Annotated in this window: 23 protein-coding genes and 1 tRNA gene; 21 read left to right on the top strand and 3 right to left on the bottom strand. The window is 51.1% G+C overall.

The annotated features are described in order from the left end of the window. Positions 1-9 precede the first annotated feature (9 nt). The 10 genes from Mcas_RS05195 (at position 10) to Mcas_RS05150 (ending at position 9,271) form a co-directional block, all read left to right on the top strand. On the top strand, positions 10-921 hold the full coding sequence (locus Mcas_RS05195) for a dihydroorotate dehydrogenase (protein ID WP_040334454.1): 912 nt from the start codon (positions 10-12) through the stop codon (positions 919-921). Next, the gene (locus Mcas_RS05190; RefSeq protein WP_040334453.1) at positions 915-1,754 is read left to right on the top strand and encodes an SAM hydrolase/SAM-dependent halogenase family protein; all 840 of its coding nucleotides are present in this window, start codon (positions 915-917) and stop codon (positions 1,752-1,754) included. Before Mcas_RS05195 ends, Mcas_RS05190 begins: the two co-directional genes overlap by 7 nt. A gap of 65 nt (positions 1,755-1,819) precedes the next feature. After that, on the top strand, positions 1,820-2,881 hold the full coding sequence (locus tag Mcas_RS05185) for an NAD-dependent epimerase/dehydratase family protein (protein WP_040334452.1): 1,062 nt from the start codon (positions 1,820-1,822) through the stop codon (positions 2,879-2,881). A 279-nt stretch (positions 2,882-3,160) separates the two neighbouring features. Further along, positions 3,161-3,233: transfer RNA gene (locus tag Mcas_RS05180), tRNA-Phe, on the top strand. 78 nt (positions 3,234-3,311) lie between these two features. Further along, on the top strand, positions 3,312-4,598 hold the full coding sequence (gene hisD / locus Mcas_RS05175) for a histidinol dehydrogenase (RefSeq protein WP_040334451.1): 1,287 nt from the start codon (positions 3,312-3,314) through the stop codon (positions 4,596-4,598). Positions 4,599-4,827: 229 nt separating this feature from the next. Next, positions 4,828-6,219 carry a B12-binding domain-containing radical SAM protein gene (locus tag Mcas_RS05170; RefSeq protein WP_040334450.1) on the top strand — a complete coding sequence of 464 codons (1,392 nt, stop codon included), beginning with the start codon at positions 4,828-4,830 and terminating at the stop codon, positions 6,217-6,219. A 74-nt stretch (positions 6,220-6,293) separates the two neighbouring features. Further along, on the top strand, positions 6,294-6,821 hold the full coding sequence (locus Mcas_RS05165; protein ID WP_052566882.1) for a Uma2 family endonuclease: 528 nt from the start codon (positions 6,294-6,296) through the stop codon (positions 6,819-6,821). A gap of 151 nt (positions 6,822-6,972) precedes the next feature. Next, complete coding sequence (locus tag Mcas_RS18040; RefSeq protein WP_156033160.1) at positions 6,973-7,308, top strand: hypothetical protein; 336 nt, start codon at positions 6,973-6,975, stop codon at positions 7,306-7,308. Between the two features lie 127 nt (positions 7,309-7,435). Further along, on the top strand, positions 7,436-8,230 hold the full coding sequence (gene trpC, locus Mcas_RS05155; RefSeq protein ID WP_040334448.1) for an indole-3-glycerol phosphate synthase TrpC: 795 nt from the start codon (positions 7,436-7,438) through the stop codon (positions 8,228-8,230). A gap of 84 nt (positions 8,231-8,314) precedes the next feature. Next, positions 8,315-9,271 (top strand): chemotaxis protein CheV, encoded by a 957-nt coding sequence (locus tag Mcas_RS05150; RefSeq protein ID WP_040334447.1) that lies wholly within the window; start codon positions 8,315-8,317, stop codon positions 9,269-9,271. Here Mcas_RS05150 and Mcas_RS05145 read toward each other — a convergent pair. Both Mcas_RS05145 and mutS read right to left on the bottom strand, forming a co-directional pair. Next, positions 9,257-9,913, bottom strand: a complete 657-nt coding sequence (locus tag Mcas_RS05145) for a hypothetical protein (RefSeq protein ID WP_040334446.1) — start codon at positions 9,911-9,913, stop codon at positions 9,257-9,259. The two genes, Mcas_RS05150 and Mcas_RS05145, sit on opposite strands and share 15 nt — an antisense overlap. A 205-nt stretch (positions 9,914-10,118) precedes the next feature. Then, positions 10,119-12,749 carry a DNA mismatch repair protein MutS gene (mutS, locus tag Mcas_RS05140; protein ID WP_040334445.1) on the bottom strand — a complete coding sequence of 877 codons (2,631 nt, stop codon included), beginning with the start codon at positions 12,747-12,749 and terminating at the stop codon, positions 10,119-10,121. A 276-nt stretch (positions 12,750-13,025) separates the two neighbouring features. On the opposite strand from mutS, the gene Mcas_RS05135 reads away from it, so the two are divergent. Beyond that, on the top strand, positions 13,026-13,307 hold the full coding sequence (locus tag Mcas_RS05135) for a nucleotidyltransferase family protein (RefSeq protein ID WP_040334444.1): 282 nt from the start codon (positions 13,026-13,028) through the stop codon (positions 13,305-13,307). A gap of 229 nt (positions 13,308-13,536) precedes the next feature. Further along, entirely contained in the window at positions 13,537-14,667 is a 1,131-nt protein-coding gene (locus Mcas_RS05130; protein ID WP_040334443.1) for a class I SAM-dependent methyltransferase, read from the top strand. 253 nt (positions 14,668-14,920) lie between these two features. On the opposite strand, the gene Mcas_RS05125 is transcribed toward Mcas_RS05130, so the two are convergent. After that, on the bottom strand, positions 14,921-15,691 hold the full coding sequence (locus Mcas_RS05125) for a hypothetical protein (RefSeq protein WP_040334442.1): 771 nt from the start codon (positions 15,689-15,691) through the stop codon (positions 14,921-14,923). Positions 15,692-16,115: 424 nt separating this feature from the next. On the opposite strand from Mcas_RS05125, the gene mqnC reads away from it, so the two are divergent. From mqnC to murI, 9 genes are all read left to right on the top strand, one after another. Next, positions 16,116-17,177 (top strand): cyclic dehypoxanthinyl futalosine synthase, encoded by a 1,062-nt coding sequence (gene mqnC / locus Mcas_RS05120; protein ID WP_040334441.1) that lies wholly within the window; start codon positions 16,116-16,118, stop codon positions 17,175-17,177. Between the two features lie 129 nt (positions 17,178-17,306). Continuing rightward, complete coding sequence (locus tag Mcas_RS05115) at positions 17,307-17,729, top strand: coiled-coil domain-containing protein (protein ID WP_156033158.1); 423 nt, start codon at positions 17,307-17,309, stop codon at positions 17,727-17,729. Positions 17,730-17,772: 43 nt separating this feature from the next. Further along, on the top strand, positions 17,773-18,423 hold the full coding sequence (locus Mcas_RS16310; protein WP_052566879.1) for a DVU0298 family protein: 651 nt from the start codon (positions 17,773-17,775) through the stop codon (positions 18,421-18,423). Further along, positions 18,416-19,669, top strand: coding sequence for a UDP-N-acetylglucosamine 1-carboxyvinyltransferase (gene murA / locus Mcas_RS05105; protein ID WP_040334439.1), 1,254 nt, complete (start codon positions 18,416-18,418; stop codon positions 19,667-19,669). The genes Mcas_RS16310 and murA overlap by 8 nt, the downstream gene beginning before the upstream one ends. Before the next feature lie 120 nt (positions 19,670-19,789). Continuing rightward, entirely contained in the window at positions 19,790-21,304 is a 1,515-nt protein-coding gene (gene lysS / locus Mcas_RS05100; protein WP_081853627.1) for a lysine--tRNA ligase, read from the top strand. Continuing rightward, positions 21,301-22,524, top strand: a complete 1,224-nt coding sequence (locus tag Mcas_RS05095; RefSeq protein ID WP_040334438.1) for a lipoprotein-releasing ABC transporter permease subunit — start codon at positions 21,301-21,303, stop codon at positions 22,522-22,524. The genes lysS and Mcas_RS05095 overlap by 4 nt, the downstream gene beginning before the upstream one ends. Before the next feature lie 406 nt (positions 22,525-22,930). After that, positions 22,931-23,878 (top strand): N-acetylmuramoyl-L-alanine amidase family protein, encoded by a 948-nt coding sequence (locus Mcas_RS05090; protein WP_162176261.1) that lies wholly within the window; start codon positions 22,931-22,933, stop codon positions 23,876-23,878. Then, entirely contained in the window at positions 23,865-24,461 is a 597-nt protein-coding gene (locus Mcas_RS05085) for a GerMN domain-containing protein (RefSeq protein WP_040334436.1), read from the top strand. Before Mcas_RS05090 ends, Mcas_RS05085 begins: the two co-directional genes overlap by 14 nt. After that, positions 24,439-25,272, top strand: a complete 834-nt coding sequence (gene murI / locus Mcas_RS05080) for a glutamate racemase (RefSeq protein WP_040334435.1) — start codon at positions 24,439-24,441, stop codon at positions 25,270-25,272. The genes Mcas_RS05085 and murI overlap by 23 nt, the downstream gene beginning before the upstream one ends. Position 25,273 lies beyond the last annotated feature (1 nt).

The raw sequence follows: 25,273 nt of genomic DNA, 5'->3' as shown, positions 1-25,273 counted from the left end.
AAGCGTGATATGAATCTTGAAGTATCCATCGCCGGGTTGCAACTGAAAAACCCCGTGATGACGGCCTCCGGAACTTTCGGCTATGGGCTGGAGTATGCGGAGTTCTTCGACTTGAGCAGGCTGGGGGCTATTGTCGTCAAGGGGTTGTCCGTCAAATCTTCTCAGGGCAACCCACCGCCGCGGATATGGGAGACCTCTTGCGGTATGCTCAACAGCATAGGGCTTCAAAACATCGGCATACCGGCCTTTGTCCGGGACAGACTCCCGCTCTTACGCCGGTATGACACTTGCGTAATCGTAAACTTCTTTGGCAACACTGTCGCGGAGTTTGTCGAGGGTGCGGCTATGTTAGACGATGCCGTTGGTGTGGATGCACTGGAGTTGAACGTCTCCTGTCCCAACAAGGAAGCCTCTTGGAGCGCCTTTGGAACCAATCCCGTTGTCCTGGCGGAGGTGGTGGGACGGGTCAGGCAGGCAACGTCCTTGCCTCTGATCGTCAAGCTCTCACCAAACGTTACTGATATCACCGAAATGGCACAGGTGGCGGTTGACGCCGGGGCCGACGCCCTGTCGCTGATAAACACGCTCACTGGCATGGCAATAGACATCGAAACGAGAAGGCCGCGGTTGTCCAACATCGTGGGGGGGCTGTCGGGGCCGGCCATAAAGCCCGTTGCGCTGAGGATGCTCTGGCAGGTGCACAGGGTGTTGCCCGCTGTGCCGTTGATCGGCATGGGCGGAGTCATGACCGGGGCCGATGCCATAGAGTTCATCCTTGCGGGGGCTACGGCGGTGGCCATTGGAACGGCCAACTTCGTCAGCCCACAGGCGGCATTACACGTAATCGACGGCATAGAGCAGTACATGACCAGGCATGACGTGGCGCATGTCAACGACCTGGTTGGAGGCGTGGTCTGCTAAAAAAGGGGCAGGCTATCATTACACTCCTGAGCGACTTTGGCCTCAACGACTCCTTTGTTGCCCAGATGAAGGGTGTGATATTGACGCTTAACCCGTCGGCGACGCTGGTTGACATTACCCACCTGATTGCACCATACGACGTTATTGGTGGTGCGCTGATGTTGGGAGGGAGTTTTAGCGTCTTCCCCGCGGGGACGATACACCTGGCGGTGGTTGACCCGGGTGTGGGGTCAGGCAGGCGTCCCATCGTGGTGGTGACGCAGGACTACTTTTTTGTGGGGCCGGACAACGGCATCTTTTCGTGCATCTACAGCCAGGTCAAAAGGGACTTCCAGGTCTATCACGCAACGGCCACTGAGTACTTCCGCAAGTGCGCCAACGGCGCTGGTGGCAGCGGTGCCATCGGCAGGACATTCCACGGCAGAGACATCTTTGCACCCCTCTGCGCACACCTCAGCAACGGCCTTGACCCCACAAGACTGGGGCACAGGATCGATGACTTCATCACGCTTGACATGGCAGTCCCCACGGTCGATGTCGGCAGTGGCTCTGTCAGCGGGCAGGTCGTTTACATTGATCGCTTTGGCAATTGCATCACCAACATAGACGAAGGGATACTCAACACAACGTTGCGGGGTGTCCCTCCAGGGCAGATGCGCATAATCTTCAGGGACAAGGAACTACCTCTTATGGGTTGCTATAAGGAGGCCGGGCATTTGCAGTTTAGTGCACTGATCAACAGCAGTGGGTCGCTGGAGTTGTTTGTCAACCAGGCAAGTGCCTCCGAGCAGTTTGACATCCTCATCGGGCAACGGGTGATGGTTGACGGGTGAAAATTTACCCTGCTTCATATTGCCTCTGGGTTGATTTAACCCTGCATCTGTGCTAACATAGAGAGATGAATGTAGCATTGATAACCGGCTCCGCGGGGCTGATTGGCGGGGAATCGGTGGAGTTTTTCTCAGACAAGTTTGACATCATACTTGGCATAGACAACAATCTACGGGAGATGTTCTTCGGTCCCGAGGCCTCGACCTCCTGGAACAGACAGAGGCTCAGAGAGACCGTTGCAAACTACAGGCACTACGACATCGATATCCGTGATGCGGTGGCCATGCAGGAAGTGTTTTCAGCATACGGGACGGATATCCGCCTGATTGTGCATACCGCCGCCCAGCCCAGTCACGATTGGGCTGCCGGGGAGCCGTTGATCGACTTCTCCGTCAATGCCACGGCAACGCTGACCCTGCTCGAACTGACACGACGGTATTGCCCCGATGCCGTGTTTATCTTTACATCGACCAACAAGGTCTATGGCGATACGCCCAACTCGCTCCCCCTGGTTGAACATGACACGCGCTGGGAGATAGACGTCAATCATCCCTACCACAAGCACGGTATCGACGAGGGGATGAGCATCGACCAGTGCAAGCACTCAATCTTTGGCGTAAGCAAGGCATCTGCCGACCTGATGGTGCAGGAGTATGGCAGGTACTTTGGGATCAAGACGGTATGTTTCAGGGGGGGATGTCTGACCGGCCCCAATCACAGCGGGGCGCAGTTGCACGGCTTTCTGTCGTACCTGATGAGGTGCGCCATTGTAAGAGAACCATATACCATCTTTGGTTACAAGGGCAAGCAGGTGCGCGACAATATCCATTGCCACGATCTCGTCAACATGTTCTGGCACTTTTATCAGCGTCCCGGTATTGCGGCGGTCTACAACGCAGGCGGTTCGAGGCATTCAAACTGCTCCATCCTTGAGGCAATCGCCATCTGTGAGCGTCTGACGGGCAACAGGATGCGTTACGGTTACGTGGAAACAAACCGCATAGGCGATCACATCTGGTGGATCAGCGACGTCGGCAAGTTCAAGACACATTATCCCCAGTGGGATTTCAAGTACGACCTCGCGGGTATACTGTCTGAGATACTGGGGACAATGCAAAAGCGACTGTAAGAATTAAGAAGGCAGAGGCGCTCTGCCCCTTAAAGAAAGGGGCGGCTCCGCTTCTTTCTCGCTCCAGGTCGCACCTGGCCCCTTCAGAACCCCCTGCAAGGGGAGGGGCGAGGCGCAATCTTGTCGCAGCGGGTCGCACCCGCCCCGGGCACGAAGAAGTCCCCTTGACCCCATTATTTCACGCTCAATTATCATGCCTGAAAAAACCTGTATCATTTCAGTATATAATTTTTCTCTTGACAACTGTCCACACAAACTGGTTTAATAGATATTGTGTATGGGCAGTTAGCTCAGTCGGTAGAGCAGAGGCCTGAAAAGCCTCGTGTCCGCAGTTCAATTCTGCGACTGCCCATATTAAAATCCACCCTGCAGGGCATACGGTGGCATCTGATGGGCAATCCAATAAGCAATATTCAACGGGAGACATCCAATGAGGCACATACGCAGCGAATATGAATTCAACGAGTTCTACAAGGTCCTAAAGAAACGTGGTGAGTTTGACGTTGAGATTCTTGCTACTGTAACAAAGATATTGCAAGGTGTTAAAGAGCGTGGGGATGCGGAGGTCAGGGAGCTTACAAGATTATTTGATGGCATAACCCTGGATTCGTTCAGGCTGTCACAGGACACCATAGACGAGTATGCCGCACGAGTAGATGACGGTTTTTTAGAGGCGCTTAAGATGTCGTACAGGCGCATCAACGTCTACCACCGCAGACAGGTTGACTCCTCCTGGAGTTTTGAAGACGGCCATGGTGTGTTTGGTCAGGTAATCAGGCCGTTGCACCGTGTTGGTTTGTATGTCCCTGGTGGCAAGGCCGCCTATCCCTCGACGGTGTTGATGAATGCCGTTGCGGCACAGGTGGCCGGAGTCAGGGAGATCGCCTTGTGCGTGCCAACCCCACACGGTGAAATCAACCCCCACGTGATGGCGGCAATCAAACTCACCGGCATAACCGAGGTCTATCGCATAGGCGGGGCACAGGCCATCGCCGCAATGGCCTTTGGCACTGAGAGCATAAAGGGGGTGGACAAGATAGTCGGCCCGGGCAATATATATGTGGCCCTGGCAAAAAAGCTTGTCTTTGGTACGGTCGATATCGATATGATAGCCGGCCCGTCGGAGATACTCATTGTTGCCGACCAGTCTGCAAATCCGGTATTTATTGCGGCAGACCTGCTCAGTCAGGCAGAACATGATGAGATGGCCTCCTCCGTACTGATTACAACGTCGGAGACGCTTGCACAGAGCGTTGCCGAAGAACTGCAACGCCAACTTGCCGCACTGACCAGAAAAGAGATCGCATCGGCATCTCTGTCAGCATTTGGTGCCATAATCGTGGTTGAATCAACAGAGAAGGCATTTGACTACGTAAACAGAATAGCCCCCGAACACCTGGAAATAATGACCGAAGAACCCGAAAACAAGCTGCCCCTGATACAAAACGCCGGCGCAATATTTCTGGGTCAGTGGTCTGCCGAGGTCATCGGCGATTACGCAGCCGGTCCCAATCATACGTTGCCCACGGGTGGGTCGGCGCGGTTCTTTTCCCCGTTGGGGGTGTATGATTTTATAAAGCGCTCAAGTCTGATTAATCTCAGCCGCAATGGTTTTAATGCACTGGCAGCAGAGACGCAGTTGCTTGCACAAACCGAAGGACTCCAGGGACACGCCAACGCCGTCAAGGTGCGCAGGGAGGACATATCCCCCGGATAGGTTTGATCCCTCAGCCTTTTGAGACGTTACATGCCGTCAACAAGGTAAGAAGGGGTCAAGGGGACTGGTCCCCTTGCAGGAGGGGTCTGAGGGGAGGGCAGAGCCGCTCCCCTTCTTTATTTTTCTTAGGAGATAACTATTGCAAGGTAACATTGTTAAAAGTCGCTACGGTCTCTTGTGTACCACGAGGTACGGAATTGTCAGCCAGGGTGTTTGAGGAGAGACAGCCATGCACTTTGTCTTTATAAATCCCAACAGGGCGCTGGCCAGGAGCAGCATCTGGTCTGTCATCAACTCGATCACCCCTCCAATTGGTCTGGCGCTGTTGTCGGCACTGCTTGAGCGTCATGGGCATCAGAGTCAGATAATAGACGCGATGGCCCTAAACCTCGATGTCTCGGGCGTGCTGTTGGTCATGGACGTTCACCAGGACAGCATCGTGGGTATAACGGCGACCACGCCGGATATGGACATGGCAGTAAAGATAGCCTCTGCCGTGCGCAGTCGCTATCCACACGTGCGACTCCTCATGGGGGGCGTACATCCAACCATATACCACGAGGAGTTGGTTAGAAGCGGCATCTGCGACCTTGTGATCCGTGGCGAGGCCGAAGGTGCCATCGTTGCACTTGCAAACGAACAACCCCTTGAAAACATTGCAAATCTCACATGGCGTACCACAGATGCCCAAGTCATACAGAACCCACAGAGCAGCGATTTCGCAGACCTCAATGCCCTACCCATGCCCAACTACGCAAAGCTCCCCATGCGCATGTATCACTCTGCCCTGGGTAGTGCCAGGCGGGCGCCATCCATTGGCATGATCACCTCACGGGGATGTCCGGGTAAATGTACGTTTTGTTTCTCCTCGATGTTTGGTTCACGTGTGCGGGTTACGGCGGCAGAGGGCGTTTTTGAGCACATCCTTCACCTCAAAAGCGTCTACGGCATAAGGGAGATTTCCTTTTACGACGATACCTTCACGGCCAACCGCAAGCGTGTAGAGCAGTTGTGCAACATGCTTATCTCAGAAAACGTTAAGATCAGTTGGTCATGCTTTGCACGGGTTGATACGGTCAGTCCCGATATCCTGAAACTGATGAAGGCGGCAGGGTGTCATCAGATCATGTACGGCTTTGAAACGGCAGAGGACGACGTCCTGCGTGCCATAAACAAGAAGGTTACCAGCAACAGGTACGGCGACGTTATCAGGTGGACCAGGGATGCCGCAATAGACATCAGGGGTGCCTTCATGCTCGGCCTCCCCGGCGAAGGCCCCGTGGGAATGACAAAGACAATTGCGTTTTCAAAGGCAATCGATATACAGTTTGCCATCTTTAATATAACAACACCGTTTCCGGGAACTGCCCTGTTTCAGTGGGCAATGGATAACGGCTATATCAAGCACACGCACTGGAGTCACTACGACATGGCACATGCCATCCTGGAGCTTCCCGGAGTCCCTGCCGCCGAGGTCGAGGCGGCATACAAGAGGGCCTACAGGGAGTTCTACCTCCGTCCCCGGTATGTGCTCAACAGGCTCAGGTCTATCTCCACGAAGGAAGAGTTCCTGATACACCTGCGCGTCCTACGGGGGATACTTTCGATATTGACGCGGTAGCAAATGGCGGACAATCCTGTCACAGACAGACAAACCTGTTATAATTATGAAAAAAGCCCAAGGAGATGACGATAATGGAAACAATTGCTTCAGAGGTATCAAGAGATTTTGATTTAACCGAAATAATCGATGGCGAGGAAATTATGACTGCAAGCCCGTTTCTATGGCACCAAGAGATCAGTCAGAGGATTAACAGAAAAATTCTTCTGTTTTTGGATCAACACAATGTTGGAAAGGTTTACTACTCTCCCCTTGATGTTATATTCGAAGAGGGGATCAATAGACTTCAACCAGACTTGTTGTTTATCAAGAGAGATAATCTGTCAATATTACAGGATTGGGTAAGAGGCGTACCAGACATGGTGTGTGAGATCGTCTCCAAGGGGTCTATGGTACGAGACATGGAGACAAAGAAGCGAATATATGAAAGATATAAGGTTTCCGAATATTGGGTAGTGGCCCCTGAGTACGGAACCATTGAGATATTTATCCTCGAAGGTGATAGGTATAAGTTGTATTCATATGCCGAGGGAGAGGGTACAATCAGGTCATTGATCATAAGTGGCCTTGAGATTGATGTTATGGATATTTTTGGAGATTAATAGCGCAAATGCCCTCAGCTATACTGTGTTTTTTGGGCATGATATTTTTCTGGCATCTTTTGGACTTTGTGTGCTATACTGACTAAGATTTAACTAAAATAAATACACTGCCTATGATTAAAAGGCAGGAAAAAACATAAGGAGGAAAGACATGAGAAATGTGATCTATGTAGTTGTCCTGGCTCTGGTGTTTTCGTTTCTGACGTTTACCGGATGTAAGCCAAAAGACACTCCACCACCACCACCAGCAGCAACACCGGCACCTACTCCGGAAGCTACTCCGGCAGCGGCCCCTGAGGCATCACCAGCAGCGGCCCCTGATGCGTCACCAGCAGCAGATCCGGCAGCTTCACCAGCAGCAGATCCGGCAGCTTCACCAGCAGCGGCCCCTGATGCGTCACCAGCGGCAGCTCCGGCAGCTTCTCCAGCAGCAGCTCCGGCGGCAGCTCCAGCAGCGGCCCCGGCGGCAGCTCCGGCAAAGAAATAATTTAGGGTCATCCCAATCTTGGGCGGGCAAAGGACTCCGAGCCTCTTGCCCGATTGGTTCAGGGGGGTGTGGTTACATACACCCTCCTGCAGACCGACACATGATGACCTGATAAGTGAGTACAGGCATGAGTATATTACGCGAGATTATATCGAAGAAAAAGTACAGACTGAGTGACTCAAAAAGGCACCTCTCCCTTAGTGAATTGCGGGCACGGGTCAGTGAGTCAGAGGAGTGTCGTGACTTTGAGGCTGCAATCAGACGTCCCAAAGACAGTCAACCTTTGAAGGTCATAGCCGAAATTAAACGGGCATCACCATCCGCCGGGATAATCAGAGAACCGTTTGATCTCAACGAGATCGCCGGGGTTTATAGAGACAAACAGGTGGATGCCGTTTCGGTGCTTACCGAGGAGGATTACTTCAGGGGAGCGATTGATTTCATCAGGCCGGTGAAGGAGATCGTCACATGTCCGGTGTTGAGGAAGGACTTCATTTTTGACCCATACCAGGTCTATGAGGCGCGGGCATATGGGGCTGATGCCATTTTGCTGATAGCCGCTGCCCTGGACGGGACACAGGCAGAGGAACTCATGGGCGTTGCGGCTGAGGTCGGACTCTCTGTGTTGTTTGAGGTGCATAACTATAAGCAACTGCAACAAGCCATTGATCTCAAATTCAACATCATAGGCATTAACAACAGAGACTTAACGACCTTACAGGTGAGCATCAAAACAACACTCGATCTGGTAAGAGATATACCACAGGACAGGATTATCGTAAGTGAGAGCGGTATCAAGGGCAGAGAAGATGCCTCGATGGTGGACAGGGCAGGGGTTGATGCCATCCTTGTAGGGACATCCCTGATGAAGGCCAACAGTGTCACCGACATGGCGGCTATGATAGATGCGCTGAGGGGGTAACACATGTTTATCGCCTCGCTGTTTATTTAAGTTGGAAATATGTTAGTATTAAGTATTAAAATTATATAAGGAGTCATAAAATTAATGGAAAAAGATATCTTTCAGGAAGTGCAGCAGAGAACACAACTGGCATTTACAAATCAGATGGAGATGCTGTTGTTTTACCTTAGCGATGACCAGATTTATGGAATCAATGTATTCAAGATCATCGAGGTAATCGAGTGTCCTTCCTCTGTAGTCAAGATGCCGTACTCTCACCAAAGCGTCAAGGGGACGATAGACTTCCGTGGCAAGGCCGTTATTGTCATCGACATCGGGGAATTCCTCGGTATGGAGAGACAGGATTTTAAAAGCTCCCTGAGCTATGTCATCGTTTGTGAGTACAATAACAACGTCCAGGGGCTTATCATAAAGAATCCCGATTCCCTCGTTACGCGCAGTTGGGAGGAAGTCAAGAGTCCATCCAGTGTGCTTGGCAAGAGCGGTTACCTTACGGCAATAGCCTATAGTGACAACAACGAAATGATCCAAATACTGGATATAGAAAAAATACTTGTTGAGATACTGGGGATGGACACCAAGATATCTGACGAGTTTGTCAATCAGGCTAACGAAGCAGCCCTTTGCGGCCATCACATCCTCGTCATAGACGATTCCAAGGCGGCCAGGGCGCTGATCGAGGCAGTGTTGGAACAGCTCGGCTTTACGTATGAGAGCTACAGTTCAGCGAGTGAGGCCCTTGCCGAGCTTGAGGCAGACTCTAAGGCCAAACACCGGTTCTGCATGTCCATCTGCGACATCGAAATGCCGGGCATAGACGGCTTTACCTTTACGCGCAAGGTACGTTCAAACCCCGACCTTAAGGACTTGTTCATCCTACTTCACAGCTCTATGAGCAATCCCACAAACATGGACAAGGCCAAACAAGTGGGTGCCAACTCCTTTGCAGCCAAGTTTCAACCCGACTCACTTGCCGCAGAGATTCTTTCTGCTATAAAGCAGGTTGAAAACAGGGGTGGCGTTGGTCTATCTAAGTCCTGAGTTCCTGTTGTCCTTAACTGAAGGCTCCCAGCTCAGGTCTATCAGGTACCCGTTTTCATCATAGCAGGTTTCATAGAAGTTCTTCAGGAGCATTAACTGAGCAGACCCGTTAACTCCACAGCGACAGACCTCGGTGTCAAAGATCATATTGTTCTTCTGTATAAATGCCTTGGGGCCTTCTTCCTTGTAGCGTCGTGCCGTTTCAGCGTTGACCTCTATGAACATCCTGTTACCGTTTTTTGTCGTAATATGTATGATTGTTTCAAATATGTTCTCCGACAGCACCGATCCTGCAATGGGGTCATAGATGATACGCTTAAGACCGCTTATCTCAGGCTCATTGACGCTCTGCTCCATGATTTCGCACAGTGCCCTCCACTGCCTGATATGTGCCTCAAGCTCGTCAAGTTCAGTGGATACGGCCTGTCTGCTTAACACTTCGATTCTCCTTCTGATGGTATCAACCCTTTCGGTGACGTGATACTTATCGCCCAGTTTTTGAACCCGACTCAACAACAGACGAGCCTTACCCTTGAGGGTTTCGATCTCACTTACAAGGGTGACCTTTCTCTTCTTCATCTGGTGATAAACGGCAATACCCACCGATGACACCAAAATAAACATGGCAATTAACAAATACATCCTCAGTACCTCCTTTATATGCTCTATATAAAATCGTCACATACTATCTATTATAAACCATGTGAGTAAAAAAATGTTATCCGCTTAGAAAAGTCAAGAGGCAAAAATCGGTTCTTTCTCAATATGATAGCACCGTCTCTACATTATATATGTCTTTTTCAGATATGCCCACAGTTCATCTATCTTGTGTTTCAATGATTGGCGCTTACTTATCCGCAAGACTGCGCAACTGCCTGAGTACCTTGATGGCATCCTGGGGGGTCATTTTATCGAGATCGAGCTGCTTGAGCATAAACAATGCGGGGTCTTCCGGCTTTGAGAACAGGTCCAGTTGCTGTGAGGGGCGCTTCTTCTTTCTGAGTGACAAGCCCATGCGTTGCGGGTCTTCGAACTCCTTTTTTTCGAGGTTTGCAAGTATATCCTTTGCCCTGTCGATGATGCGCTGTGGCAGGCCGGCCAGACGTGCCACCTGGATGCCGTAGCTCTTGTCGGCGGAGCCTTTTACGATCTTGCGCAGAAATATTATCTCATCCCCCCACTCCTTCACCGAAACGTTGTAGTTCTTGACCCCCGTGGCAGTCAGAACAAGTTCGGTGAGTTCGTTGTAGTGTGTGGCAAAGAGCGTGCGGGCCTCCACCTCCGAGGCAATGAACTCGGCCACCGCCCACGCAATGCTTATGCCGTCAAAGGTACTCGTGCCGCGTCCTACCTCATCCAGGATGACCAGGCTCTTTCTGGTGGCGTTGTTTACGATGTTTGCCGTCTCAACCATTTCGACCATAAAGGTGCTCTGCCCCCTTGAGAGGTAATCCGCCGCACCGATGCGCGTAAATATCCGGTCTACGATGCCAATGGTGGCAGACTCCGCAGGCACAAAGGAACCCATCTGAGCCATCAGCACGATCAGCGCCACCTGTCGCATGTAGGTTGACTTGCCGGCCATGTTGGGACCGGTGATTATCAGCAGCTTGTTCTCATCCAGGTCCAGGTGCGTATCGTTGGGAATAAATCGTGTCGTACTCGTGGCACGCTCCACCACGGGATGACGGCCATCATTGATCTCAATCCGGGGGCCGTTGGTTACATCGGGGCGAACGTAGTTGTTTAGCTTGGCCACCGTCGCAAGGCTCTGAAGCACATCCAGCATTGCAACTGCCCCCGCAGCATCCCTGAGGTCCCTGGCGTAGTAGATGACCTTGTCCACGATCTCCTTGAAGTACTCGTACTCAAGATGCTTTAATCGTTCCTCCGCTCCCACGATCTTGTTTTCGTAGTCCTTTAGCTCCGGGGTGATGAAGCGTTCGGCGTTGGCCAGCGTCTGCTTTCGTATGTAGCGGGAGGGCACCAGGTGGAGGTTGGCCTTGGTTACCTCGATGTAGTAGCCAAAAACCCTGTTAAAGCTCACCTTGAGACTGTTTATGCCGCTGGCAGCGCGCTCCTTGACTTCAAGTTCCGTCAGGTAGGTCTTGCCCTTTGTGGCGAACTCACGCAACGTATCTATCTCCTTGTTGACACCGTCCTTGATGATCCAGCCTTCCTTGACCGTGTTGGGCGGGGCGTCTACTATGCCCTCGTCTATCAGTCTGATTAGCGACGTAAAGTCGGCAATGCCGGCGGATATCTCAGTGAGATATTCATCATATTTTAGCACTCCTGGACGCTCCTGGTTGTTTACCATGGGGGAATCCGTCTGGTCGTTGCCTGTCAGGAGGGTCTTTAACGCTGGAAGTGCCGCCAGGGAGTTCTTTATGGCAACAAGATCACGGGCGTTGGCATTGCCCTTGATAAGCCGCGTGGTGAGTCGTTCCACATCCTGGATGCCCTTGAGTGTCTTGCGCAGTTCCTCTCTGAGAGCAAACTCATCGAAAAGCACCTCCACGGCTGACAGACGCTTGTATATCACGTTTATGTCTATGGAGGGCTTCAGGAGCATGTCCCTGAGCAGACGGCCTCCCATGGGGGTTATGGTCTCATCCATCGTCTTTAGGAGCGTGTGCTCATCGGAGTGGTCTCTGAGGTTTTTGATCAGTTCAAGATTTCTGATGGCCGCGGCATCGAGGAACATACACGAGGCGTTGTTGAGCGGACGGAGTCTGTCAAAGGACAGGGCGGATTTCTGGGTCTGTTGCAGGTAGCCCAGAAGGGCACCCGCTGCCGATATGCCCGCAGTGCTCTGTTCACAGCCAAACCCCTCAAGCGTGGTCACCTTAAAGTGCTCCAGGAGTAAGGCATAGGCCTGGGGGTATTCAAAGTAGTCATCGTCGTAGTACGTGGTGAAGTAGTTCTTCAGGACGATTGAGTAGTGGAGGTTCTTCTTCATGGACTCCGGACAGAGGACCTCTCTGACGGAGAACCTGTTGATCTCATCAGCCAGAGGTTGTTCGCTCTCAAAGAGCATGAACTCACCCGTGGAGATATCGGCCAGAGCAATACCACACTTTAGCGCAACGGGGAAGAAGGCGAGTACGTAGGTATTATCCTTGGGGTTGTCGGGTTCAAACGTCCCGGGGGTGACGACCCTGATGACCTGTCGTTTGACGATTCCCTTGGCCAGGGCGGGGTCTTCCATCTGTTCGCACACCGCCGCCTTGTGGCCGGCCTCGACAACCCGTCTGAGGTATGTATCCAGGGCGTGGTGGGGGAAGCCGCACATCGGCATGGCGTCCTGCTTGTTCTTGTCCCTGGTGGTGAGGGCTATTTGGAGTATCTTGGAGGCCACAACCGCATCCTGACCAAACATCTCATAGAAATCGCCCATCCTGAAAAAAAGGATCGCATCCATGTGCTCGTCCTTTATCTCCTGGTACTGTTTCATCAACGGTGTCAGTTCTGTCATATCTTGTACGGTAATGTTATACTATAAGAGATTGACGTCATGATCAATGATAATATGACCGACACCAATATTGCAATAAAATATTGCAGATGCATATGAACGTTAAGCTTAACCTTGCACAGAAAGGGGGCAAAACAGACAAATGGCAACATCACGGTTACAATCTCTGATCCAGCAAGGAGAGGGGTACAATGTGGCTTTCAAGAAAAGTTACAACCCTGCCATTGCCCTTGATATTTGCGCTATGGCCACAATTTATATTTGTTGGGACAGATAATGAACACGATAGAAACACTAAAAGTCAATGCAGATGTTATCAGATCAAGATATCCTGTTAGCAAGATAGGGGTTTTTGGTTCTGTTGCAAGAGGTAAAGAGACTGAAACAAGTGACGTAGACGTTCTGGTTGAATTTGCAGAGCCTGTCGATATATTTGAGTTTATCGACTTTAAGGAGTTCTTGGAAAACTTGCTTGGTAAGACGGTTGATCTTGTATCTGTCAAGGCACTAAAACCATTCTTAAAAGACAAGATACTAAGTGAAGTTGTTTATGTCTGAACGGGATTACAAATTATTCCTGTATACTGAAATGATACAGGTTTTTTCAGGGTATGATAATTGAGCGTGAAATAATGGGGTCAAGGGGACTGGTCCCCTTGCGGGGGAGGTCTGAGGAGGGGGCGGAGGGGGTGAGGCACCCCTGCCGTAAACCGCCCTCCTTCTTTTCTTCTTTTGTTATAGCTACTTATACTCTTCTGCTTAGTAAGAGGCAGACCAGGTGCCTGATATGGGCATAGACATAGAGGCTATCATACGCGATAGGATACGGCGCGAGGGGGGAGCCATATCATTCAAGGAGTTCATGGCGATGTCGCTGTACTGCCCTGGGTACGGATACTACACCGGCGCTGCAACGCAGATCGGCAGGGATGGTGATTACTTTACCGCACCGCACCTGCACCCTGTCTTTGGCGCCCTGGTGGCAAGGCAGATCGCAGAAATGTGGCAACTGATGGGCAGACCTGCGGACTTCTGCATCGTTGAGTTTGGTGCGGGAAGGGGGTATCTTGCCGCAGACGTGTTGGGCTACCTCCGTGGCGACGAATTCTATGACGCCCTGACGTACCTGATAATCGAGCTTAACCCTCACGTGCAGAGACAGCAGGAACAACTCCTTGCCCCCTTTGCCGGTAAGGTCAGGTGGATGTCTGCCGCAACGGACGTAGCGCCGCTGCGGGGATGCATCCTCTCCAACGAACTGATAGACGCCTTCCCCGTGCATATGATCACGATGGTCGGCGACGGGGACGATGCACTCAGGGAGGTTTGGGTCGATGAGGGCTTTGGTGAGGTCTTGCGCGGATGCAGCGACGATATCCGGGCGTATGTGCTGGAGTTTGGGTTGCAGCTTTGCGACGGTTACAGGACGGAGGTCAATCTTGCACTGCGTGATTGGTTGCGGGAGGTATCGGAGATGTTGTTGGAGGGGTTTGTCTTTACGATAGACTATGGATATCCGGCGTGGCAGTACTACAGTGCGGAGAGGACTCGCGGGACGCTGGTGTGTTATAGAGGTCATCGTGTGAGCGACAATCCCTGCACAAACGTTGGGAGACAGGACATCACGGCGCACGTCAACTTCACTGCCCTCAAGCGGTGGGGGGAGGAGGTTGGGCTTGTCACGGTGGGGTTTGCTCCGCAGGGGACGTTTATGGTATCGATGGGGATAGAGGACTTGCTGGCAGGGATGCTCACAAGCGGGCAGTATCAGCATGAGATTGCGCAGGTAAAGAGGCTACTTCTGCCACAGGGCATGGGAGAGAGTCACAAGGTGTTGATCCAGTACAAGGGCGGTCTTCGTGAGCCGGTGCTGAGGGGCTTTGCGCTGAGGAATCAGCGGGCTGCCCTGGAGGGGTAGAAAGAGAGGGGGCTTTCTCCCCTGTCGTGGCGGAGATTAGCCCCTTTGTGGGTTAGCTATTAGGTTTATTGCAGGTTACTTTCCAAGTATCTTCGGGCCAAGTATCTGCGGACTTCTTTTCAATGCAAATCTTACTTGGTTTATCCCATTTAGCACAACCATAAACTACATCACGCAAGTCTTCAGTTTTGACATCATCTTTGACAAGCATACTACATTCCATAAAAATTCCTCCTTTCTTTCATTTGTAATACTAGTTGGTCTTAGTACAGTTACTGTGATTGATACCAAAAGTTCTTATTACCTGTATTCTATGTCCTGCATAGTTAGGATCGTTTAGAAAGGTAGCAACAAAGGCATTTCCGGCATATTTTTCCAGCCATGACTTGAGCTTGGTTAGATTTGCATTTTCGCCATTGACTTTGTTAAGTTCGCCTTCCTTCAGCCAAGTCTCGATGCACTCAGAATTATTATCCCTGTTTCCCCCAGCACGTAATAACTCTGCCTGTGCTTTTTTCATTTCTATCTCATACAACCTTCCGGTTAGCTGAACTACATCTTCATAAGATTTACGCGCATCTTTTACAACTGCTTCAATCTTTGTTCTAACAGCCTCGTTATCACTTCTTGCAGCGTTGATGCTGTTAACCATTATCTCACATGATCTGTAGAGAAGGTCTCGGGCTAGTACATTAAGTGCGTTTCTCCCTGCTAACTGCACTACGGCAGCAGTTGTGTTATCACTTAGTGTAAGCGATACAGGTGATTTAGGAAGTTGTACTGATATTTGTCCCGTCTTGCTATCTGTTATATTAAAAGCTATATCCGGAGATGGCTCTGCACAATAAAGACCTCTTAAGAAATACGTATTGCGTACATCAGCAGTAGTTGAAAGTGTACGCGTAATAGCATCATCACCAATGTCATTCACATCAATCTTACCGTTCATATACATAGTTCCACACCCAGAGAGCATCACCATTACCGCTATTACCATTACACTACGCAAAAATAACCTGTTCATTATTTTCTCCTTAAAGTTTTAGTATTAGTTTACTTGCAAGATTGTTGCGCAACTATTGCGCTATTGTTACACAAATACCATACGATTAAAATGCTTTTAACAGGCGAGTTACTCCTCCCCTGACCTAAACCCCTGATTCAGAATCCCCGATACATCACCTTCCTTTATCCTTAATTTGAGTTCTCCAAAGGAAAACCGTTTAGCCTCAGCTCAGACAGTCATCATAAATTGATGGTGTAAGCTATTTGTAATATATCAACATGAATTTTGAAATGTCAAGTAGGCAATTTGCATCATCTGAAAAAAATTAGCGGTGCTATTAAATACCACCGTGGTATAATATAATCAGCGACAATGTAAGGACACGTTCTGAATAAGCTCGGCAGTGAAATAACTAAATACTTGACTAAGGAGACCAACTGATTTGACTGTACAGACACAGGGACGAATAACGATGGATGAGGCACGCAAGCTCTATTGCGACATGCCGCTGCTGAGGCTGGGGCAGATGGCCGACTCTGCAAGAAAAACCCGCCATCCCCAGGCAACGGTGACTTTTATCGTTGACCGCAATATCAACTACACAAACGTTTGCATCAATCGCTGCAGTTTCTGCGCCTTCTACCGTGACGAACACACCCCACAGGCATACGTCATCGACAGGGAGGAGCTGTTGCAAAAGGTGCAGGAGACCGTAGAGCTTGGCGGCACTCAGGTGCTCATCCAGGGTGGTCTGCACCCCGGCCTTGATCTGTCGTTTTATACGGGGATGCTGGAGTCGATAAAGGAGCGATTTCAGATAAACATCCACGGCTTCTCACCACCGGAGATACACTACATCGCCGCCATGGCTGGGATGACAACTCATCAGACGCTCCTGAGGTTACGGCAGGCCGGCCTTGACTCCATTCCCGGTGGGGGGGCCGAAGTCCTCTCCGACAGGGTGCGACAACGCATAAGTCCACGCAAGATAAACACCGCCCAATGGCTCGACGTCATGCGCCAGGCACACGCCATCGGCATGAGAACCACAGCCACGATGATGTTTGGCACCATCGAAACCATCGACGATATCCTCCAACACCTCGACGCAATCCGCAGCCTCCAGGATGACACGGGCGGTTTCACGGCGTTTATCCCCTGGAGCTTTCAGCCGGGCAACTCCGAGCTGGGCAGGGAGGTGGCACCATCAACCGCCGTGGATTACCTCAGGGTGCTTGCACTGTCGCGGTTGTATCTCGACAACATCCCAAACATACAGGCCTCGTGGGTCACGCAGGGCGTGAAGATGGCGCAGGTGGCGTTGAGGTTTGGTGCCAACGACTTTGGCTCCACCATGATAGAGGAAAACGTGGTCAAGGCTGCCGGGATCAGCTTCAAGACCTCAAAGGATGACATCATCAGGGCGATCCGGGCAGCGGGATTCAGGGCCGCACAAAGGGATACGTACTACAACATAATGTATCCTCTTAAAAAAGCATGGTAAAATAGGGTCAAGGGGACTTCTTCGTGCCCGGGGCGGGTGCGACTTTTAGCCAGGGGTTGCCAACCCCCCGCTGCGACAAGATTGCACCTCGCCCCTCCCCTTATGGTATAATTAATGATGAAGGCTTTTGTGATATTTTTTAGTTTGGTGCTTTGCACGGCAAACACCGTTGACTCTGCCGATTCGTCATTCACCCAGGCGGACAGGGACCGGATGATTCGCCTGGAAGAGGGTCTCAAGGCAACCAATCAAAGGCTCGACGATAACCTCAAGGCCATCAACCAAAGGTTCGATGCCACAAACCAGAGGATCGACGACGGTCTCAAGGTCGTCAACCAAAGGATCGATAGCGTCAACCAGAGGATCGACGATCTCAGAGGGTTGATATACGTAATGATCAGCGTAACAGTTAGCGGTATGCTTTTTATTGTCGGTTTCGCCTTATGGGACAGACGGACAATCCTTGCGCCTTTGACTAAAACCACCAGGGAACTTGAAGCTCATACTGAGAAATTGACACTCGCATTCTTTCTCTTCTTCTGTTCAAATTGAGATTGTCCCAAATTCATGGTCTTTACTATAGAGAGGTATATATATGGATTTTAAGGAGCTAAAAGACAGCATTAAGTTGCTACTGACAAATAAGAACATCGACAAGCTCGTAGAACTGTCGCAGACAAACAAGCGGGTGGCCAGTGCCCTGATAGCGTTTTCCTACGAAAAGGACTCGGAGCTGTCATGGCGGGCAATAGAGGCCGTTGGCAGGATAATCGGTACCATGCCTGAGGAAGAGGGCCGCAAGCAGGTCAGGCGACTCCTGTGGAACGCCACAGATGAATCGGGTACGGTGCCCTGGAGTGTCCCTGAGATACTGGGTGAGGTTATCTGCACAAACCCCACGCCCTTTGAGGACATCGTCCCCATCCTCATCGGCTACGCTCACTCCGAAACCGAGGACAACATATTTTTGCCGGGTGTCATCTACGCCCTTGGCCGGATCGGACAGGAGCATCCCAGGTACATAAGCAGCTATGCCGAGCTAATCGTCAGGAACTCCCTCAGCCACAAGGATGCCCAGGTGTGTGCCAACGCCTGCATAGCGGTAAAGAGGATGGCCCTTACGGACGTGAACATGGATAAACCACGCAAGAGAACCGATACGGCAACGGTCTTCTACCAGGACAGGATTATGTCATTGTCCATCGGAGGGCTGGTTGAGCTGCTGGAGACTGAAACCAATGGATAAGCTGTTAATACGCGGAGGACGCTCACTGCAGGGCGAGGTGCAGATAAGCGGCGCCAAGAACTCTGCCCTGCCAATCATGGCAGCCACGATACTGTGTGGTGCGGAGGCGGTAATTGAAAACATCCCCGACCTTCAGGACATACGGACAATGTCACGGATGCTTGAGACGTTGGGTGCCTCTGTGACCTTTGAAGGCAACACGCGACTTGTGATAAATACACAGGCCCTGACAAGCAAAGAAGCCCCCTACGAGCTGGTAAAGACGATGAGGGCATCGGTGTTGACCCTTGGCCCGTTGGTTGCCAGATTTGGCTATGCGAGGGTATCCTTACCCGGGGGCTGTGCCATTGGTGAGCGTCCGATCAACCTGCATCTGATGGGGCTTGAGAAGATGGGTGCTGAGATCACGCTCTCTCATGGCTACGTCGTTGCCACGGTTAAGGAGCTTACGGGGGCGTATATTTATTTTGACATCCCCACGGTGACGGGGACGGAAAATCTCATGATGGCAGCCGTATTTGCCAAGGGCAGGACGACGCTTGAAAATGCGGCGCGAGAACCAGAGGTACAAGACCTCGCCGATTACCTCAACGCAATGGGGGCCAATATCTATGGTGCCGGCACATCGGTTATCGAAGTTGATGGCGTTGAGAGTCTGACACCCGTATCATACAGGATCATCCCCGACAGGATAGAAACCGGCACCTTTATTGCGATGGCAGGGATCACTGCCGGCGATATACTCATCAAGGGTTGCCGGGCAGACCACCTTACGGCCGTAATTGACAAGCTCCGGGAGACCGGCATCATTATAACGGAAGAGCCTGCCGGATTGCGGGTTAAGGCCCTGGGGCGTTTGCAGTGTGCGGACGTCAAGACGATGCCATATCCGGGTTTCCCCACCGATATGCAGGCGCAGTTCATAGCCCTGATGAGCGTTGCCGATGGCACGAGCATTGTCAGGGAGACGATTTTCGAAAACCGCTTCATGCACGTGGCAGAGCTAAGACGCATGGGGGCAAACATCGAAACGGAGGACAACGTCGCAACAGTGCGCGGGGTAAAGCGACTTGTCGGCGCCCCCGTGATGGCAACCGACCTGCGGGCTAGTGCCTCGCTGGTTGTGGGTGCATTGGCTGCCGAAGGGGAAACCCTCATCGACAGAATATATCACCTGGACAGGGGCTACGAAAAAATAGAGGACAAGATATCCCAACTCGGAGCTGATGTACAGAGGGTTAGGTAGTCGTTTGTACTGGAGTGCTACCTAAAGACAATGAATCCTTGACAAAAAAATCTTAAGTGAGCTACCATAGGCATCAGGGGTTAGGGTACTCAGATAAAAATTAAGGGGGGTTTTAGGCTATTGACTACAGAGCATTCTGAAGATGGCAAGGCACAAGCGGAGAGGGTCAGCGAGCTTATCGAGCAGAGAAAGCGGAAGCTCCAGGACCTGCGCGACATGGGGCTTGACCCCTACAACCAGGATTTCCAGGCAACCAACTATGCCGCGGAACTTATTGAAAAATACGCCGATACTACCGGCGCTCAGTTGGAAGAAAACACCGTCGGCTGTTCTGTGGCAGGGCGTATCGTTGCCTACCGCAGTTTTGGCAAGGCATCCTTTGCACACATCCAGGACTCCTCCGGCAGGAAAGTACAGATATACCTGGCCAGGGACATCCTCAAGGACACGTTTCCGATCCTCAAGAAGCTGGACATCGGAGACATCATGGGCGTCAACGGCAGACTGTTCAGGACACGCACGGATGAGTTGACTATCGAGGTCAGCGACTTCAAGATACTGGCCAAGGCCCTGCGCCCACTGCCTGAGAAGTGGCACGGCCTCAAGGACGTCGAACTACGCTACCGACAGCGCTACCTGGACCTCATAGTCAACCCCGAGGTGAGAACAACCTTTAAATCCAGAAGTATAATTATAAAGGCGATCCGCTACTTCTTTGAGGCCAAGGGCTTTATCGAAGTCGAAACCCCCATGATGCACCCCATACCGGGTGGGGCCGCAGCAAAACCATTCAAGACACACCACAACACCCTGGGCATGGACCTATTTCTGCGCATAGCGCCGGAACTCTACCTCAAGCGCCTAATCGTTGGCGGCTATGAGCGCGTCTTTGAGATCAACCGAAACTTCCGCAACGAAGGGATATCCACAAAACACAACCCCGAGTTCACCATGATTGAGTTCTACATTGCTTACAAGGACTACCACTACCTCATGTCCTTTACCGAGGAGTTGCTGTGCTACGTGGCAATGCAGACCATCGGAACTCTGAAGTTCAGGTACGGCGAGCACGACATCGACTTCACGCCACCCTGGAGACGTATTGCCTTCCTTGACAGCTTCAGGGACGCCGGTGTTCCTGATGAGGCGATGGGGGATACGGATAGTGTCATCAAATGGGCCAAAGACAACGGCATCGATATCCCAAAGGGGGCATCCTATGCCATGACACTCGATGAGATATTCAAGGAGCGCATAGAACCTAACCTCATCCAACCCACCTTTATAATCGACTACCCGGTGGAGCTATCCCCGCTGGCAAAACGAAAGAAGGACAACCCCAGTCTCACCGACCGGTTTGAGTTGTTTATCACTGCCCGCGAAATGGCCAACGCCTTCTCCGAGCTAAACGACCCCATAGACCAGCGTGGCAGATTCAACGACCAGCTCATTGCCAGACAGAAGGGTGATGAGGAGGCACACGTAATGGATGAGGATTTTCTCCGGGCACTTGAATTTGCCATGCCCCCAACCGCCGGTGAAGGTATCGGCATTGACAGGCTTGTCATGCTCCTTACAAATTCTCAATCCATCAGGGATGTGATCCTCTTCCCGCAGTTGAAGCCTCAACAATGAAGCTTTCATATCCGGTACTGGTAGCCCTGCGCTACCTCAAGTCAAGGAAGCGCCACAAGAGCATCTCCTTTAATGCCGTCATATCCATTGGCGGGGTAGCGGTGGGGGTGATGGCACTGATCATAGTTCTTGCCGTGATGAGCGGGTTTCACCAGGACCTGCAGCGCAAGATACTTGGCGTAAACGCCCACATTATTATGACGAGCCGGGCAGGGAAAATTCCGCAATACGAGTCCCTGACCGAAGACGTAAAAAAGGTCGCCGGTGTTGCCTCGGCTGCCCCCTTTGTGCTCGGACAGGTCATGGCTGCACGCGGCAGAGGGGCACAGGGAATCTTCCTGCGCGGCATTATACCGGACAGGGAAAAGGCCATAACGGGCATATACGCATTCATCAAAGAGGGCAGACTGGAATCCCTCTCAAACGTACACAACGGTATCGTCATAGGCAGGGAGCTGGCCAACAACATCGGTGTAACACTCAACGACGAGTTAAACATCATTTCGCCAATGGGAGAGATAGGGCCATTAGGCATGTTGCCAAAGACACGGAAATTTAAGGTCGTGGCCATCTTTGAGGTCGGCATGTACGAGTACGATTCAAGCCTTGCCGTTACCTCCATTGACGCCGCTCAGGACTTCTTTGATCTCAGGGATTCTGCCACCGGTATCGAGGTCAGGATGGACGATATCTATCAGGCACGGCAGGTTAGGCAACGCATAAACGACACACTCGGCTATCCCTACCATGCCCGCGACTGGATGCAGATGAACAAAAACCTCTTTTCGGCTTTAAAGCTTGAAAAACTGGCTATGTTTGTTATCTTGACGCTCATCGTGCTTGTTGCCGCATTCAACATAATCTCAACGCTCATCATGAGCGTCATCGAAAAGGAGCGCGACATCGCAATCCTCAAGACCATGGGGGCCACCAATGCCGGCATAATGTATATATTCATGTTGCAGGGGTTTATCATTGGTCTTGTGGGGACACTCATAGGGCTGGTGGGAGGTTCCCTCACGTGCTATGTGCTGGATACGTATGAGTTGATAAAGTTGCCGGCTGATGTATATTATCTCAGTCGTCTGCCGGTTAAGGTAAACGTTTCGGACTTTACGCTGGTTTCGGTGTCAGCCATAGTGATCAGTTTTCTTTCGACTATCTATCCGGCCTACCAGGCCGCCAATGTCAATCCCATAGAGCCGCTTCGGTTTGAGTAGGCGGTCTTGGAGATAAAACGGGCAATGAAGCAAAACACAGCATCAATTAACCGTGTCTCCCACTTACCACTTAATTAGTCACGCGTATTGAGGCATAATTTTGTTATACTATCGTGGCAATGGTACTTGAAGATTTAGTAGGACCGATATGCCGACAGTGCAAATATCTGGTGGCAGAGGCAACGGTGCCCGGAGGGACACTCGGCAACGACCTTGACCCGATAATTTTACATGTCAGAGGGTACGGGGGTGAGGTCGGTGACAAACTGCAACCTCAGAGACCTTTCATATGCCTGTGCGTACAGTGGGATGTAAATCATTGAAAAACTTTCTCAGATATGCATATTATATTGTCTGTAAAATGCTCATGGTAAGCAGCAGGGTTTTAGTACTTATATTGGTGGTAATGTTTGCAGATACGGCGGTTGTAGCGGCCGAGTCGTCGATAACGGTGCATTGTTTTGAGCAGGGCGGCATGGTACGGGTTGTCTTTGAGTCTGACAGTGAGTCATTGATAGCTCAGTCAACCGTTTCGGAGTCCTACAGTCTTGTGAAAATATCCTTTAACGAGCTATTCAACTATAAGGGCGGGGCAGTGCCGGCATCCGTAAAGATATACAAGAAGGAAGACAGTCTCTTTTTAAACGTAAGAAACCTTCAACGGATAAAGACCATACGCCTGTCCTCTCCACCACGCCTGGTGATAGACGCCTACGTGCCCGAACAAAAAAAGGAACAACCCGATTCCGTGCAACCTGTCCCCTCCGTGCAGCCTGGCACAAAGGACTTGCGTAGCTTTGTCCTGATGCTCGATGCAGGACACGGTGGCAGCGATGCCGGTATCATAGGGCAGCAGTTTAAAGAAAGCCTCCTGACCCTCTCTGTTGCCAACGACCTGCACAAGCAACTTGCCCCCAAGCTCCAGCGGGTCTTGCTGCTCAGAAAGGATGACGTCTACCAGTCCCTTGAACAGAGATTTGCCGATGCCGGAAAGACAAAGGTGGACGTGTTCTTTAGCATACACCTGACAAATCAGAAACACTGTAACATCCTTATCAGCAAGACACCGGCCAATGTTTCCTCAAAGGATATCAAGTACGACCTTGCCCTGGCACAGAGTGCCTATATTGAACGCAGCAGGGCGCTGGCACACGCTACCGGGGAGGCAATAAGGGAGCTTACAAAGTTGGACGTCTCATACGTAGAGGTCCCCCTGCCCCTGCTCTCTGCCATAAGGGCTCCCGCTGTCATGATAGAGCTGCCCGTTGCAGCAGTACAACCATATAGTGCCGAAACTATCAACTACCTTGCAACTGCAATTGTTAAGGCTTTGGTGAACTATGCGCAAAGGTAAGTTCATCCTTATCATTGTTGTACCGATTCTGTTGTTGTGTGTAGGTGCGGTGGCCTATTATTTCTTTATCTGGCGGGATGATGACCAGCAAACCCTGTCTCAAAACATAGTAGCTAGGGGCGAACAGGATAAGATACTCGATAACAGTATTGAGTTAAAGGTATTCTATCCGGAGGGGACAAGCCTGAAAAAAATCATAATAAAGAGCAAACAGACCTTTGATGCCGTAAAAACATCAGAAGCGGCATTGACTGAATTGTTTGCCGGTAAAAACATACCAAACAGGAGTGCCATCCCCTCCGATGTAAAACTGCTTGGCCTGTACTACGGCATCGATAAAATACTCTACGTGGATGTCTCCGGCGAGTTGCAGAGGAACTTTCATGGTGATGCCATGGCAGAGCTGCTGCTGCTAAGGAGCATCTATGAGACGGTTGTCAGCAACATGGATGCAGACGATGTAAAGGTGCTTATAAACAGCACGGAAACGGAAAGCCTTGGGGGACACTTCTATTTAAAATATCCGCTGAAAAGAATTGTGACACAGGAGATCGTTGTAGATGGATCACACAAATCTGGCTGACAGACCTATAGGGATATTTGATTCCGGCATAGGGGGGCTTACGGTCTTGCGGGAGCTACACCGGCAGTTGCCTGCGGAGAGCACCATCTATCTGGGAGATACGGCCAGGGTCCCATACGGCATACGTTCCCCGGAGACGGTCAAGAGGTACTCTCTGCAAAACAGCATGTATCTTATGGAAATGGGGGTAAAGCTCCTGATAATCGCCTGTAACACCTCATCTGCCATCAGCCTGTACAGCATAAGAAACACGCTTGACATCCCCGTCCTGGGGGTGATTGAGCCCGGGGCCAAGGCGGCCGTAACCGCCACAAGAAATGGTACCATCGGAGTTATTGGCACAGAGGTTACAATTAAGAGCGGGGCCTATCGTCGCGCCATACACAGTCACAACGGTGGGGTTGTTGTCTACGAGCAGTGTTGTCCGCTGTTTGTCCCGCTTGTGGAGGAGGGCTGGTTAAACGACGAAATAACCGAAGCCGTTGCCAGGAAGTATCTCAATGGGCTTATACGCTCAGGCATAGACACACTCGTTCTGGGATGCACGCACTATCCGCTGCTCAAGGGGGTGCTCACAAAGGTCATGGGCGAAGGTATCGTCCTAATAGACTCCGGAATAGAGAAGGCAAAAAACGTCAAAAACATCCTCAAAGACCTAAACCTCTTAAAGAGGGACAATAAAAATACCTTCAGAAAATACTACGTCACCGACAGTCCTGAGAGGTTTATCGCCGTTGGCAGGAGGTTTCTGGGCGAACCGATAGAGGATATAACCAGCATAGAGTTGACTTCGTTAGAGATGGCCATTTGAG

Origin of the sequence: Candidatus Magnetobacterium casense, assembly GCF_000714715.1 — a bacterium.
GTDB lineage: Bacteria > Nitrospirota > Thermodesulfovibrionia > Thermodesulfovibrionales > Magnetobacteriaceae > Magnetobacterium > Magnetobacterium casense.
Note: the sequence above shows the minus strand (reverse complement) of the source record. Positions and strands in the feature narration are given on the sequence as shown.